At 72.1% G+C, this 14397-nt stretch carries 13 protein-coding genes; 9 read left to right on the top strand and 4 right to left on the bottom strand.

The features are described 5' to 3' along the window. The 6 genes from NNW99_RS36320 to NNW99_RS36295 are packed head-to-tail and all read left to right on the top strand — an operon-like array spanning position 1 to position 6751. Positions 1–1125: a spermidine/putrescine ABC transporter substrate-binding protein gene (locus NNW99_RS36320; protein ID WP_215123442.1), complete on the top strand. Its 1125-nt coding sequence runs from the start codon at positions 1–3 to the stop codon at positions 1123–1125. 3 nt (positions 1126–1128) lie between these two features. Next, positions 1129–2022, top strand: coding sequence for an ABC transporter permease (locus NNW99_RS36315; RefSeq protein ID WP_215123440.1), 894 nt, complete (start codon positions 1129–1131; stop codon positions 2020–2022). Continuing rightward, positions 2019–2900, top strand: coding sequence for an ABC transporter permease (locus tag NNW99_RS36310; RefSeq protein WP_251058028.1), 882 nt, complete (start codon positions 2019–2021; stop codon positions 2898–2900). The genes NNW99_RS36315 and NNW99_RS36310 overlap by 4 nt, the downstream gene beginning before the upstream one ends. Positions 2901–2903: 3 nt before the next feature. Then, the gene (locus NNW99_RS36305; RefSeq protein WP_215123438.1) at positions 2904–3974 is read left to right on the top strand and encodes an ABC transporter ATP-binding protein; all 1071 of its coding nucleotides are present in this window, start codon (positions 2904–2906) and stop codon (positions 3972–3974) included. Between the two features lie 31 nt (positions 3975–4005). Beyond that, positions 4006–5325: an NAD(P)/FAD-dependent oxidoreductase gene (locus NNW99_RS36300; protein ID WP_215123436.1), complete on the top strand. Its 1320-nt coding sequence runs from the start codon at positions 4006–4008 to the stop codon at positions 5323–5325. Then, positions 5318–6751: an aminobutyraldehyde dehydrogenase gene (locus NNW99_RS36295; RefSeq protein WP_251058027.1), complete on the top strand. Its 1434-nt coding sequence runs from the start codon at positions 5318–5320 to the stop codon at positions 6749–6751. The genes NNW99_RS36300 and NNW99_RS36295 overlap by 8 nt, the downstream gene beginning before the upstream one ends. On the opposite strand, the gene NNW99_RS36290 is transcribed toward NNW99_RS36295, so the two are convergent. Beyond that, the gene (locus NNW99_RS36290) at positions 6732–7739 is read right to left on the bottom strand and encodes an Lrp/AsnC family transcriptional regulator (RefSeq protein ID WP_215123432.1); all 1008 of its coding nucleotides are present in this window, start codon (positions 7737–7739) and stop codon (positions 6732–6734) included. The two genes, NNW99_RS36295 and NNW99_RS36290, sit on opposite strands and share 20 nt — an antisense overlap. 109 nt (positions 7740–7848) lie before the next feature. On the opposite strand from NNW99_RS36290, the gene NNW99_RS36285 reads away from it, so the two are divergent. Both NNW99_RS36285 and NNW99_RS36280 read left to right on the top strand, forming a co-directional pair. Then, positions 7849–9156: an Nramp family divalent metal transporter gene (locus NNW99_RS36285; RefSeq protein WP_251058026.1), complete on the top strand. Its 1308-nt coding sequence runs from the start codon at positions 7849–7851 to the stop codon at positions 9154–9156. Then, a complete protein-coding gene (locus NNW99_RS36280) occupies positions 9153–10601 on the top strand; it encodes an amidase (RefSeq protein ID WP_215123430.1) in 1449 nt (482 codons plus the stop codon). The genes NNW99_RS36285 and NNW99_RS36280 overlap by 4 nt, the downstream gene beginning before the upstream one ends. Positions 10602–11222: 621 nt before the next feature. On the opposite strand, the gene NNW99_RS36275 is transcribed toward NNW99_RS36280, so the two are convergent. Together NNW99_RS36275 and NNW99_RS36270 are read right to left on the bottom strand one after the other, a co-directional pair. Continuing rightward, on the bottom strand, positions 11223–11636 hold the full coding sequence (locus NNW99_RS36275) for a cytidine deaminase (RefSeq protein WP_215123428.1): 414 nt from the start codon (positions 11634–11636) through the stop codon (positions 11223–11225). A 39-nt stretch (positions 11637–11675) separates the two neighbouring features. After that, positions 11676–12833, bottom strand: coding sequence for a nuclear transport factor 2 family protein (locus NNW99_RS36270; protein WP_215123427.1), 1158 nt, complete (start codon positions 12831–12833; stop codon positions 11676–11678). Between the two features lie 95 nt (positions 12834–12928). Here NNW99_RS36270 and NNW99_RS36265 point away from each other — a divergent pair, with 95 nt between their 5' ends. Beyond that, the gene (locus NNW99_RS36265) at positions 12929–13888 is read left to right on the top strand and encodes a LysR family transcriptional regulator (RefSeq protein WP_215123425.1); all 960 of its coding nucleotides are present in this window, start codon (positions 12929–12931) and stop codon (positions 13886–13888) included. Here NNW99_RS36265 and NNW99_RS36260 read toward each other — a convergent pair. Next, positions 13842–14375, bottom strand: a complete 534-nt coding sequence (locus NNW99_RS36260; RefSeq protein ID WP_215124577.1) for an AAA family ATPase — start codon at positions 14373–14375, stop codon at positions 13842–13844. The genes NNW99_RS36265 and NNW99_RS36260 overlap by 47 nt on opposite strands. Positions 14376–14397 lie beyond the last annotated feature (22 nt).

Below are 14397 nucleotides of genomic sequence, written 5' to 3'. Positions count from 1 at the left end.
ATGTCCCCCGAGGTAATACCGCCGTCCCGTCGCGCCGTGCTGCGGGCGGGCGCCTGCGGCCTGCTGGGCGCCGCGGCCGGCGGCTGCGGGTTCATGCCCGCGAAGAAACCCGACGCCGACCGGCTCGCTCCGGTCGAGCCGCGCGTCGACGGCGATCTCGTCTACTTCAACTGGGCCGACTACGTCGACCCGGCCGTGTTCAGGGGCTTCGAGAAGGAGTACGGCGTCAAGGTCGTCCAGTCGAACTTCGACTCGATGGAAGGCATGGTCGCCAAGCTCAACGCCGGCAACCGCTACGACGTCGTCTTCCCCTCGGCCAAATGGGCCCAGCGCCTGGTCCGCGGCGGCCGGCTGCGCCGTATCGACCACTCCCGGCTCACCAACGCCCGCGCCGTGTTCGGCACCTACGACTACTTCGCCGACCCCTGGTACGACCCCGGCTCGGCGCACACGGTGCCCTTCACGGCGTACAAGACCGGTATCGGCTGGCGTCGCGACCGGATCGGTGAACTCGCCGACAGCTGGAAGGACCTGTGGAGCGACAGGGGCAAGGGCAAGGTCTTCCTGCTGGACGACCGCGACGAGGTGCTCGGCATGGGCGCCCTCGCGCTCGGCCTCGACGTCAGTTCCGGTGACACCGGCGACCTCGACCGGATCACCTCCCTGCTGGGCACCCTGCGACCGCGGCTGCGCGGCTTCTCCAGCGACAGCTACAACAACCTCCTCAACGGCAACGCGCTGATCCAGCAGGCCTGGAGCGGCGACATGGCCGCCATGCTCAACCAGGCCGAGGACCCGTCGGTGTTCGGCTTCCAGGCCCCCAAGGAGGGCTCGCCGATCAACTCCGACTGCTACGCCATCCCCTGGAACGCGCCCCACCCCGGCACCGCGATGCTGTTCATCGACTACATGCTGCGGCCGGAGAACGTGAAGCGGAACATCGAGTACATCGGCTACCCGATGCCGGTCGCGGGCGCCGAGAAGGTCTACGCCGACCTGGTCGAGCCCTTCCCCGAGTGCCTCGTCACCGAGGCCGATCTGAAGGCCGACCTGTTCTTCCGCAACGGCGGCCGCGCGGCGGAGGACGCCCGCGACGCCGCCTGGACCCATGTGAAGGCGGGCTGAGACATGGCACCGCTCCGCCCCTCCTCCCGCCCCCGCCGCCGGGATACCGACGGCACCCGCGTCTGGACCTGGCTCATGCTGCCCGGCACCATCTGGATGACCGGCTTCCTGATCGCCTCACTGGTCCTCGTCGGCGTCCTCGCGGTCGGCACCACCGACGAGCTGGGCAACCCGCGCTTCGGCTTCGACCTCGCCGGTGTGCGCGCCCTCGCGGACCCCGCCTACACCGAGGTCCTGGCCCGCTCCCTCGGCTACGCGCTGCTGACCTGCGTGGTCTGTCTGCTGATCGCCTATCCGGTGGCGTACACCATCGCCCTGCACGGCGGGCGGTACAAGCACGCGCTGATCGCCGCGATCGTGGTGCCGTTCTTCGCCAACTACCTGGTGCGGATGTACGGCTGGTCGGTGGTCCTCTCCGACGACGGGCCCGTGCTGCGCACGCTGCGCGCGGTGGGTATCGCCGACGCCGGCACGAAGATCCTCCACAGCGGCTTCGGCGTGGTCGCGGGGCTCGTGTACGGCTTCGTCGTCTTCATGATCATCCCGCTGTACGCGGCGCTGGAACGCCTCGACGTCTCCCTCATCGAGGCCGGCCGCGATCTGTACGGCGGCCCGGTCCGCACCTTCTTCTTCGTCACCCTGCCCGCCACCCGGCAGGGCGCGGCGGCCGGGCTCGTCCTGGTCTTCCTGCCCGCGATGGGTGACTTCGTCAGCGCACAGCTCATGGGAGGCCCGGACCAGATCATGATCGGCAACCTCATCCAGGACAAGTTCTTCCAGGGCCAGAACTGGCCGCTCGGCTCCGCCCTCACCATGCTGCTGATGCTGGTCCTGCTGATCGGGATGCTCGGCTATCTGCGGCGGACCCGCAAGGACGAGGCGGAGGCCCGCCGATGACCCTGCTCCGGCTCCCCTCCCCCACCGCCCCGGCCCGTCCGGCCGCCCGGACCCCCGCACGGCGCGGCCGGGCCCACCGCAGGCCCCGCGTCCTCATCGCGGTCACCGGTCTGTTCTTCGCGCTGCTCTATCTGCCCATCGCCGTGGTGGCGCTGTTCTCCTTCAACTCCCAGAAGTCGCTGACGGTGTTCGACGGTTTCAGCCTGCGCTGGTACCGCGCCTTCGCCCACGACGAGGTCCTCCTCGCCTCCCTGGGCACCAGCCTGCGGATCTCCCTGGTGGCGATGGCCGGTTCGCTGCTCCTCGGGGTGGCGCTCGCGCTCGGCCTGGTCCGGTGCCGCACCCGGCTGGGCTCGCTGGCCGGCCTGGTCATGCTGGTGCCGCTGATCACGCCGGAGATCGTCACGGGCGTGGCGTCGATGCTGCTCTTCAAGGGCCTGGGTGTGCCGCTGTCCACGGGCACGGTGATGCTCGCCGAGATCACCTTCTCCATCTCCTACGTCACGGTCGTCCTGCGCTCACGGGTCGCCGCGCTCAACCCGGAGGTGGAGGAGGCCGCGATGGACCTCGGCGCCACACGGTGGCAGGCGGTCCGGCTGGTGACGCTTCCGGCGCTCCTGCCCGCGGTGCTGGCGAGTGCCGTGCTGATCTTCGCGCTGGTCTTCGACGACTTCGTGCTCGCCTACTTCACCACCGGCGTCGACCCGCAGCCGCTGTCGGTGCGGATCTACTCGGCGATCCGTTTCGGGGTGCAGCCCACCATCAACGCGGTCGGCACCCTGATGCTCGCGGGATCCATCGCCCTGATCGCCCTGGCCTTGTTCATCCCGCGCCTCTTCGGCCGCCGCGGCGGCCTCGACCTCTTCTCCGGGAAGTGACCCATGGACGCGACCCCCGCCGTCCGGCTCGACGGCGTCTCCAAGCAGTTCGCCGACTCCTACGCCGTCCACCAGCTCGATCTCGACATCGAGACCGGCGCCTTCTTCTCCCTGCTGGGCCCGTCCGGCTGCGGCAAGACGACCACGCTGCGCATGATCGGCGGGTTCAGCGATCCCACCGAGGGAGCGGTGCTGCTCGGCGGCGAGGACGTGACGGCGCTGCCGCCGAACAAGCGCAACGTCAACACGGTCTTCCAGAGCTACGCCCTCTTCGACCATCTGAGCATCGCCGACAACGTGGGCTTCGGCCTCAAGCGCAAGGGCGTCGACCGGGCGGAGATCCGGCGGCGGGTCGGGGAGATGCTGGAGCTGATCCAGCTCGCCGGGCTGGCCGACCGCAAGCCCGGGACGCTCTCCGGCGGTCAGCGGCAGCGTGTCGCGCTGGCCCGCGCGCTGGTCAACCGTCCGGCCGTCCTGCTCCTCGACGAGCCGTTGGCCGCCCTCGATCTGAAGCTGCGCCGGCAGATGCAGGTGGAGCTGAAGCAGATCCAGCGCGAGGTCGGCATCACCTTCGTCTTCGTCACCCACGACCAGGACGAGGCGCTGACCATGTCCGACCGGATCGCCGTGATGAACGGGGGCCGCATCGAGCAGTGCGGCACCCCCGAGGACATCTACGAGCATCCCGCCACCAGCTTCGTCGCCTCCTTCATGGGCACCTCCAACCTGATGACCGGCACCTACCGGGGCGGTGAGGTGACGCTGGAGAAGGGCCCGGCGCTGCCCGTCGGCTCCCGTTCCGAGATCGCGGACGGCACCGCCGTGAGCGTGTCCGTGCGCCCCGAGAAGATCTGGCTCTCGGACTTCGAGGCCGGTATGTCGATGCTGAGCGGTGTCATCCGCGAGACCGTCTACAGCGGCCCGACCACGACCTATCTGATCGAACTCGCCCCGGGCGTCACGCTGTCGGTGCTGGAGCAGAACACGGACCGGGCGCGCATGGAGGACCGCTGGTGCGGCGGCGAGACGGTGGAGTTCGGCTGGCGGCCGGAGCACTGTCTGGTGCTGGCCTGAACGCCCCGACATCTCTGAAGAAAGCGAACCCATGCATCACGACGTGATCGTGCTCGGGGCCGGACTCGCCGGGCTCGCCGCCGCCCGGGACCTGGCCGCCGCCGGCACCGACGTGCTCGTCCTGGAGGCCCGCGACCGGGTCGGCGGCCGGGTGGAGCAGACCCGTACGTCCGACGGCCGTACCGTCCAGCTGGGCGGTGAGGTCGTCGGCCGCGGGCACACCGCCTATCTCCGGCTCGCCGAGGAACTCGGGCTGAGGCTGGTCCCCAGCTATGTCGCCGAACCCGGCCGCATGACCCGGGCCACCCCGGAGGGCAGCTCGGCGGGCGACCCGCCGCACTGGTTCGGCCCCGGCGACCCGGCCCTGCACGAGCGCATGGGCGCCGAGTTCACGGCTCTCTCCGCCACCGTCGACCCGGACGACCCGTGGTCGCATCCGGAGGCGACCGCCCTGGACCGGCTGTCGGTGGCCGACTGGCTGCGCTCCCGGCAGGCCACACCCGCCGTGGTACGTCTGTGGGACATCGGCCAACTCGCCCTGGCCGGCGGCTCCTACGAGCGGGTCTCCCTGCTGGCGGCGCTGCGCAAGAGCGCGGCGGTCCCCGGGTCGGGCACGGGCGACTACGACTACGAGGACTGGGAGGGGCTGCGCCTGGCCGACGGCTCGGCCACGCTCGCGGAGGTCATGGGTCGCGAACTCGGTCCGCGTATCCGGCTCGGCTCCCCCGTCGCCGCCCTGGACGTCCGCCCCGACCGTTGCGCCGTACGCCTGGTCACCGGCGAGGTCCTCACCGCGACGGCCGTGGTGAGCGCCCTCCCGGTGGGCCCGCTGCGGTCCGTCGCGATCAGCGGGGTGAGCGAGGCCCGGCTCGCCTCACTGCACCGCCAACGCCACGCGACGGCGGCGAAGTTCGCCGCTGTCTACGACCGTCCCTTCTGGCGGGAGGCCGATCTGAACGGCCTGTCCGAGGCCGAGGGCGTCCTGGGCAGCACCTGGCCGCAGAACGAGGGCGTCCTGTCGGCTCTGATCCCGCCCGAGCGCTACGGCGTCCTGCTCGGCACCCCGCCGCACCTGCGCACCCCCGAGCTGCTCGCCGAGATGGCGGGCATGTTCGGCGACGAGGCGCTCCGCCCGAGCGCGTGCCATCTGCGGCTGTGGGGCACCGACCCGTGGACCCAGGGCTATGTCACCCAGTGGCCGCCGGGCGAGGTCATGGCGGTCGGCCCGCTGCACGGCACCCATGAACCGCCGTTCTACGTCTGCGGCTCCGACCAGTGGGTCGCCGGATACATGGAGGGCGCCGTCCGCACCGGCCGCGCCGCCGCCGAGGAGGCACTGCGCCGTGGCTGACAACGACCGCTTCACGATCGTCCTCAACCACATCGGCGGCAAGGAGATACCGGCCGTCTCCGGCGCCACCCTGCGCCTGATCGACCCGGCCACCGGACTCGCGCACGGCACGGCCCCGCTCTCCGGCCCCGAGGACGTGGACGCGGCCTGCCGGGCGGCCGAAGAGGCCTTCCCCGGCTGGTCGGTGACGACTCCGGCGCAGCGGCAGGCAGCGCTGCTGCGGATCGCCGACGCGCTGGAGCGGGAGGCCGGTGCGGTGGCGGACGCCGAGGTGGCCGACACGGGAAAGCCGCGCGCCTTGTTCCTGGGTGACGAACTGCCCGCGATCGTGGATGTGTTGCGGTACTTCGCGGGAGCCGCCCGCAATCTGCCGGGCGCCGCGGCCGCCGAGTACACGCCAGGCCGTACCTCCGTGCTGCGGCGCGAGCCGGTCGGCGTCTGTGCCCAGATCACCCCGTGGAACTATCCGCTGATGATGGCCGTGTGGAAGATCGCCCCGGCGCTGGCCGCCGGCAACACGGTCGTCCTGAAGCCGTCCGACACCACGCCGTCCTCAGCGGTGCTCCTGGCCCGGCTGGGCGCCGAGCATCTGCCGTCAGGGGTGCTCAACGTCGTGTGCGGCGACCGCGACACCGGGCGGTCCCTCGTCGGCCATCCCGACGTCAGGCTGGTGGCCGTCACGGGCAGTGTGCGGGCGGGGCAGGAGATCGCCGCGGCGGCGGCCGGCGACCTCAAGCGGCTGCACCTGGAACTCGGCGGCAACGCGCCGGTGCTGATCCACGCGGACGCCGATCTCGACGACGCGGTGGAGCAGTTGTCGTCGCTGTCCTTCTACAACGCGGGGCAGGACTGCACGGCCGCGACCAGGATCCTGGTCGACCGTCGGATCCACGACGGCTTCCTGGCCCGCTTCGCCGACCGGGCGGCCGACCGACGGCCCGGAGCGCCGGATGACGAACAGGCGGCGTTCGGCCCGCTCGCCAATGCCGCTCAACTCACCCATGTACGCGGTCTGTTGGACCATCTTCCGGCCCACGCCGAGATCGTCACCGGCGGCACGGCTCTGTCCCGCCCCGGGTACTTCCATCAGGCCACGGTGGTCGCCGGGGCACGGCAGGAGGACGAGATCGTACGGGGCGAGGTGTTCGGCCCGGTCGTCACCGTCCAGCCCTTCGCCGACGAGTCCGAGGCCTTCCGCCTGGCCAACGGCGTGCCCCAGGGGCTCGCGGCGAGTGTCTGGACCCGCGACCACGATCGGGCCATGCGGGCGAGCCGCGCGCTGCGGACCGGCATCGTCTGGGTCAACACCCATGGCACGACGGTGTCGGAGATGCCCCACGGCGGTGTACGCCACTCCGGGTACGGCAGCGACCTGTCGCTCACCGGTCTGCTCGACTACACGCAGGTCAAGCATGTGATGCTGTGAGCCACGGTGCGAGCATCCCGCCCCGCTTCAGGGATCCGAGGACCATCGACACATCCACGGACGCCGCCTGGTCCAGCCATGGGGAGCGCGTCACGAAGTCGTGGAGGGCCGCCTCGTCCGGGAAGGCGGTGAGGGCGAGCAGTTGGCGTTCGCCGGTGACGAAGCTGACGTACCGGACGTGCGGGGACTCGGCGAGCGCCGCCGCGACCCTCTCGACCCCCGCCGGGACGGCCCGTACCCACAGCACGGCCTCCACCGGCAGCCCGAGCAGCACCGGTTCGATCACGGCCCGGACGCGGACGCGCCCCTGGCGGCGCAGGGCGCCCAGCCGGCGTCGGGCCGTGGCCTCGGACACCCCGGAGACCCGCGCCAGTTCGTCGTAGGTGCACCGCCCGTCCTCGGCCAGGGTGTTCACCAACAGACGGTCGGAGCGGGTGAGTTCGGTGCCGTCGTGGGCGGGCATGAGGTCCGCCGACGCGGCGGGGGTGCTCGCGGGCGTGCCCTCGGCCAGTGCGGCGATCTCGGTCTCGGTGAGCAGGCCGGCGTGCCACTCGCGGATCGTCCGCGCATGGCGCAGCACCGGCAGCGTCAGGGTCCGGACGACCCCCGGCAGGCCCGGAAGCTCGTCCGTCACAAGTCCCGCGAGCCGGTCGCGGGGGCACTGCACCTCCGCGACACAGTCCCAGGTCCCGGTCAGGACATGGGCGAAGACGCAGTCGGGTCGGCGTGCCAGCGCGGTGGCGACGACGCGGGCCTGGCCGGGTGCGCAGCGCACGCCGATCACAGTGCTGCGGCCGCGCACCACCATGGCGCCGATCCGTACGAGCCCGGAGTCCAGCAGGCGGGTGCCCCGGCGGACGACGGTGCGTTCCGGTTCGCCGAGGGCCGTCGCGATGCGGTGCCAGGAGGCACGGCCGTCGATCTGCAGCGCGCTGATGATGCGCCGGTCCAGCGAATCGGCCACGAATCCGGGGTGCGGTGCGTCCATCGGCCTGAGCGTATGGCCGATTCCGTCGATTTCACAGGGATCGTTGTTCCCTTCCGTCAGCCTGCCCCACTCTGCCGGGAAGCCCGGATCGCATACGGAGGTGGCCGACGTGACCGCGACTCCTGGAAGTCCCCCTCACCACGAGGCGACCGCGCCCCCGCTCGCCCCCGTCTCCCGGCGCGGGCGGCTGGCCGTCCTCGGTCCGGGTCTCGTCCTCGCCGCCACCAGTGTGGGCGCGGGCGACATGGTGACCTCGCTGGCGGGCGCGGCGGGCTACGGCATGGCCCTGCTGTGGGCGATCCTGGTGGGTGTCGTCCTCAAGTACGCGCTGACCGAGGCGGTGGGGCGCCTGTATCTGGGGAGCGGTCTGACCGTGATCGCGAGCCTGCGCGCCGCCGCCCGCTGGCTGCCGTCCGCCTTCTTCGCGTTCGTGCTGGTCATCGGGCTGCTGTACGGGGCGGCCCTGAGTTCGGTGGCCTCGCTCGCGCTGACGACACTGTTCCCCGCGCTGCCGCTGAGGCCACTGGCCGTGGTGATCGCGCTGGCGTCGGCCGGGCTCGTGTACGTGGGCCGGTACGCGCTGTTCGAACGGGTGATGAGCGGGTTCATGCTGGCCAAGTTCGTCGGCATGGTCGTCCTGGCCGTGGTCACGCTCGTCACCCTGGACGACCCGTCCGCCCTGATGTCCTCGCTGCGGCCGCGGCTGCCGGAGGGCGATGTGGTCACCGTGCTGGCCCTGGTCGGCGGGGTGGGCGGCACGGCCGGGGTCGCCTCGTACAGCTACTGGCTGCGGGAGAAGGGCTGGCAGCACCGGAGCTGGCTGCCCGTCATGCGGGCGGACACGGCGGTGAGTTACGGGGTCACGTTCCTGTTCGTGGTGTGCACCTCGATCGTGGGGACCGGACTGCTGTACGGCAGCGGCCGGACGATCACCGGCAACGACGGGCTGGCCGCGCTGGCCGAACCGCTCGGCGCGGACCTCGGGTCGGTGGCACGGGTGCTGTTCCTGGGCACCTTCTTCCTCGTGACCCTGAGCGCCCTGGTCGGCGGCTTCAACGCCCTGTGCTATCTGCTGGCCGATTCGCTGCGCACCCTGCGCGGGATGCCGGACACCGAGGCCGAGCGGCACATGGGCCAGCGTAGCCGTCCGTTCCGCCTGTTCGTCCTGTACTGCGCGGTCACGTCCGTGGCGGTGACCTTCGTGGGCAAGCCGGTCCCGCTGGTGCTCGCCTACGCGGCCGTGGGCTCCCTCGTCCTGCCGCTGCTGTCCGGGGCGCTGCTGGTACTGCTCAACAAGCGCGGCCTGCGCCAGCCGTACCGCAACAAGACCGTCTCCAACGTGCTGCTGTCGAGCTCCTTCGTGCTGTTCGGGGTGCTCGCCGCGGTCCAGATCAAGCAAACCCTGGGAGGACTGTGAACCCCGCCGACCTGTGCTTCACCACCGCGACCGACCTCGCCGACGCCCTGCGCCGCCGCGAGGTGTCCGCGCGTGAGGTCGTCACCGCCCACCTCGAACGCGTCGACCGGGTCAATCCGTCGGTGAACGCGATCGTCACGCTCGTCGCCGACCGGGCGCTGGAGGAGGCGGCGGAGGCGGACGAGCGGCTCGCCTCGGGGGCGGAGGTCGGACCTCTGCACGGGCTGCCCGTCGCGCACAAGGACCTCCACGACACGGCGGGCATCCGCACGACGTACGGCTCACCCGTCTTCGCCGACCACGTCCCCACCCGGGACCATCTGGTCGTCGAACGCCTCAAGGGTGCCGGGGCCATCACACTCGGCAAGACCAATGTGCCCGAACTCGGCATGGGTTCCCACACCGTCAACCCGGTCTTCGGCGCGACCCGCAACCCCTACGACCTCTCGCGCAGCGCGGGCGGCAGCAGCGGCGGCGCCGGGGCCGCCCTGGCCTGCGGCATGCAGCCGCTCGCCGACGGCAGCGACACCGGGGGCTCCCTGCGCAACCCCGCGTCCTTCAACAACGTGGTCGGGCTGCGGCCCTCCCCCGGCCGGGTCCCGTCCTGGCCCGACAAGGCGCCCTGGGGGCAGCTGTCGGTGAAGGGCCCCATGGCGCGCACGGTGCGGGACGTCGCGCTGATGCTGTCCGTCCTCGCCGGACCGGACCCGCGCAGCCCACTCGCCCTCGACACACCGGGTTCCGCCTTCGCGGGCCCGCTCGACGGCGACATCCGTGGCCTGCGGGTCGCCTGGTCGCCCGACCTCGGCGGGAGCGTGCCCGTCGACCCGGAGGTGCGGGACGTGGTGCGGGGCGCGGTGGAGGTGTTCGGCGCGCTGGGCTGCGAGGTCGAGGATGCCTGCCCCGACCTGTCCGGTGCCGACGAGGCCTTTCTCGTCCAGCGCGCCTGGCAGATGGAGCTCGCCTACGGGCCCCTGCTGGGCGAGCACCGGCACCGCATGGCCCCGGACGTGGTGTGGAACATCGAGGAGGGCCGCAAGCTGACGGGCCCGGACCTGGGCCGCGCCGAGCTGCTGCGGGCCGCGCTCTTCCACCGGGTGCGTGAGTTCTTCGCGTCGTACGACGTCCTGCTGCTGCCGGTCAGCCAGGTCGCGCCCTTCGACGTCGAGCTGTCCTACCCCGCCTCCGTGGACGGCACGGCGATGGAGACCTATCTGGACTGGATGCGCTCGGCCTACCTGATCACGATGACCGGCTGCCCGGCCCTGTCGGTCCCGGCCGGTTTCACCCCTTCCGGGCTGCCGGTCGGGCTCCAGGTGGTGGGGCCGCACCGGGGCGACGCCGCCGTGCTGAGGGCGGGGCACGCCTTCGAGCAGGCGACGCGGGTGGGGGAACGGCGGCCGGGGGTCGTCGCCGGGGGCCCGGCGGACGGCGGCGGGCCATGAGGGGCGTGGTCAGCCGAGCGGGACGCCTGTGAGGCGCTCCAGGGTCTCGATGAGGCGGGCCTGGAACGCTTCGTCCCGCGCGGCGGGGTGGGGTGTCTATACCCGCTGGTGGTACCAGTAGCCGCCGGTGCTCGGGGTCGTGTCGGAGTGCGTGGCGAGCCACACCTGGGTCTGATGCCCGGCGGTCAGGTCGTCCGGGGCGCCGCGACCGCCCATCCGGGTGGGGACCCACCCGGGGTCGACCGCGTGGCTGGACGTTCCTTCCCAGCGGGACGCGACAGCGAGCGCGAGGGCGGTGACCCACAGCTTGGTGTCGTCGTAGGAGGCGGAGCCGGAGGTCCGCCGGGCGACAGGCCCTTGGACGCCAGCACCCGCATCGCCTCGCGGACCACGGTCTTGCTGACGCCGAGTTCCGTCTCGAACCTGACCGGGTCGACCACGGAGCCCGGGGGGAGTCGCCGCGGATGATGCGCCGGCCCAGCTCCTCCACGGCTTGGCCGTGCAGCCCCCTAGCGGGATGGGTCACCACGTTCTCCGCTTCCGTTCAGGCCCGGAACCGGGCCTCCATGGACCACGAGGCCCGGGTGGTGAGACCCGCGTCGACTCCCGCCGAGGGGCGATCTACTCGGCGTCGATCTGGTGGTCGGCCCAGACATAGCTCTCGGGGAGCAGGTCGGTGATGCGGACGGTTCGGGCGCGGTCGCCCTCGCCGACAATGACCCCGATGGCGGGAAAGTAGTCGAGAAGGACCTGACGGCACCGGCCGCACGGCGGGACGACGCCCCGGTCCCGGTCTCCCACGGCGACGATGGTGTCCAGGTCGTGGATGCCCTGCGTGGCCGCCACGCCGATGAGGGTGAGTTCGGCGCAGGGGCCTCCGGTGAAGTGGTAGACGTTCACCGCCGTGACGATCCGCCCGTCCTGGGCACGGGCAGCGGCCGCCATGGTGTGCTGGTCGCCCCGGCAGCGCGTGCGGGCGATGTGCGCCGCCGCCTCGATGAGTTCGTGGTCGACGTGGTGCGTCTGCGTGGTCATCGTCTCTGCTTTCGTGAGGTCCGCTGCCGCGAAGGATCCTCACGAGTGTCGGTGATAGGCCTTGTTGGCGATGCGCCAGCCCTCGTCGGCACGGACCAGCAGGAAGATGTCGGTGAAGAGGTCGGCGCCGTGCCGCAGCGTCATGGTGGCGGTCGCGACCGTGCCGTGGACGTCGACGGCGTCGATACGGCGGGAGCGGGCCGGTTCGTCCGGGGCCGGGCGGCCCGGGAAGAGAGCGCAGTACTCGTCCAGGCGCCAGGAGACGAACGCCCGGTCGCGGATTCCCTCGATGTGCGCGGTGGGCAGGAACGCCTCACGGAAGTGGGCGGGGTCGCCGGTGGCGTGTCCGCGTATGTAGGCGCGCAGTGGTTCGAGCACGGTGTCCGCCACGGCGGGAGCAACGGCGGCGACGGCGATGTCGGCCTCGGGGTCGGCGGGGGTGTCGGCCAGGCCGGCTGCGCCGCCCAGCGGGGTCTTCGACGCGGCGGCCAGCAGGGCCATGTCCTTGGCCAGCGCGCCGATCGTGAACTCGGCGGCGCCGACGGCCGATTCACCGGCGAGGAAGGCTTTCTTGGCGGTCACGAGTCCGCCGAGCCGGCCGAGTTCGAGGACGTCCAGCACCCGGGCGCGGGGCAGACCGAGGGCGTCGGCCTGCCGCAGCGAGTCGCGCAGCGCGAGGACCGCCCCGGCGAGACCGCTGTTGGTGATCAGCTTGAGGGCGGCGGCGGTGGAGGCGTCGTCCACGCGGCGCACGGTGCCCAGCGAGTCCAGCACCGGCCGGGCGCGGCCGACCGCGTCGTGATCACCGGCAGCGAGCAGGTGCAAGGCGCCCGCGGCGGCCGCCCGCACGGATCCGAGCACGGGCGTGTGGACGTAGGCGGGGCCGAGTCGCCGGGCCAGGTCCGACGCTTCGGTGGGGGCGACGGTGCTGGTGTTGAGCACGATCGCGTCCGGGCACAGCGCGTCATGGACCTCGTCGAGGACCTGGCGGCAGGCCGAGCCGTCGAACAGCGCCAGGAGCACGAGATCGGCCCTGGCCACGGCCTCGTTCGGATCTGCGGTCGTCTCGACGGTGCCTGCCGTGCGCCCTGAGCGGGTCCAGCCGACGACGTGCCGGCCCTGGGCCGACAGGCGGGTGGCCATCGCGTCGCCCATGCGCCCCAGGCCGAGGACGGCGATCGTGTGTGGTGTGGTCATGCGCGCCAGATTCGTGCACCGTGTCGGCTGCGACAAGCGCAGATCTCGCAGCCCCGCCATGCGGAACTCGCATACCTCCTGGGCATACTGACGGCATGGAGCTGACGGTGTGGCGAACCTTCGTGACCGTGTGCCGCCTGGGTTCGCTGTCGGCGGCGGCCGCCGAACTCCATCACACGCAGTCGGCCGTGTCCCGGCAGATCGCCGGACTGGAGCGGCAGCTCGGTGTACCGCTGATGGAACGTCATGCGCGCGGTGTCCGTCCGACGCCCGCCGGGGAGGTGTTCCGGCGCCACGCGCTGACCACGCTGACCGAGGCCGACCGGGCCGTGCGCGCCGCGCGGGACACTCATGACGGGGCGTCCGGCCGGACGCTGGCCGTGGGTGCGACGCCTTCTCTGGCCACCGGGATCGTGCCCGAAGCCGTCCGGACGTTGTTGCGGCAGGCCGGATCCGTGCGGTGGAGCCTGCTCCCCGCCCTGAGCCCGGAACTGCATCAGCGCGTGCTCGACGGTGCTCTCGACATCGCCGTCGTCACCGACGCGCCGCCGGGGCTGCCCCATGACCAGCGGGTCGAGCGGCGTTTCCTCGGGCTGGACGAGATGGTCGTCGCGCTGCCCGTCGACCATCCGCGGGCCGGGCGCGGCCCGGTGCACATCCACGCCCTGGCCGACCAGATCTGGGCCGAGGACAACGACGGCTCGGCGGCGCTCCTGCTCCAGCACGCCGAGCGCGCCGGGGTCGGCGCCCGTATCGACCTCGTCGCGGCCGATCTGCCCGGCAAGCTGGCCCTGGTCGCGACCGGTCACGCCATCGCGCTCATACCCGGCGTGCTGACACGCGCCCTGCGAACCGACGTCACCACGGTCGGTCTGGTCGACCCTCCGGCCCGGGGCCTCTACACGATCACCCCTCGCCACGATCCGCACCCCTGCGCGGCGCCCCTGCTCGACCACCTCGCCACGGCGTTCACCTCGATCCGCCCGGGGGCGGCCCAGGCCACGCCGCTCAGCGATCCAGCGCGGGCAGCCGGTCCAGGCCGGTCTCGAGCATGATGCGGTCGACGGTCTCGTGCAGGGCGCTGTCGGCGCCGATGACGCTCTCGATCCCGCCGGGCAGCAGATCGAGCGGCCGGTGCCAGTCGCGCAACTGTGCCTCGCCGACCTCGTCGGCGATCGGTTTGCCGGCGTGCCGGGCCAGGGTCTCGGCGAACGGTACGTCCAGGTAGTAGCCGTGGGTCGGGCCGCGGTGCTCGGCGCGCAGCCGGGCCAGCATGTAGCCGTAGCGGTCGGCGTAGAGGATGCCTTCGACGACGACGTGGAATCCGGCGTCCAGGGCGTAGCGGGCCGTCAGGTCGATGAGGCCGATGTTCGCGGCACCGGGCCGGTCGCGCTCGCGCAGGACGATGCGGCGGAGGTTGTCCTGGCCGACCAGGGCCAGGCCGCGGCCGAACCTCTCGCGGAGCGCGGCCGCGACGGACGACTTGCCCGAGGCGCTGTTGCCGCGCAGGACGACCAGCCGGGTTTCTTCTGTGCCCACCATCACGGCGGTCACGTTACCGACG

Origin of the sequence: Streptomyces sp. CRCS-T-1 (assembly GCF_024442335.1) — a bacterium.
GTDB lineage: Bacteria > Actinomycetota > Actinomycetes > Streptomycetales > Streptomycetaceae > Streptomyces > Streptomyces koelreuteriae.
The sequence above is the reverse complement of the archived record's forward strand: the minus strand, read 5'-3'. Positions and strand labels throughout refer to the sequence as shown.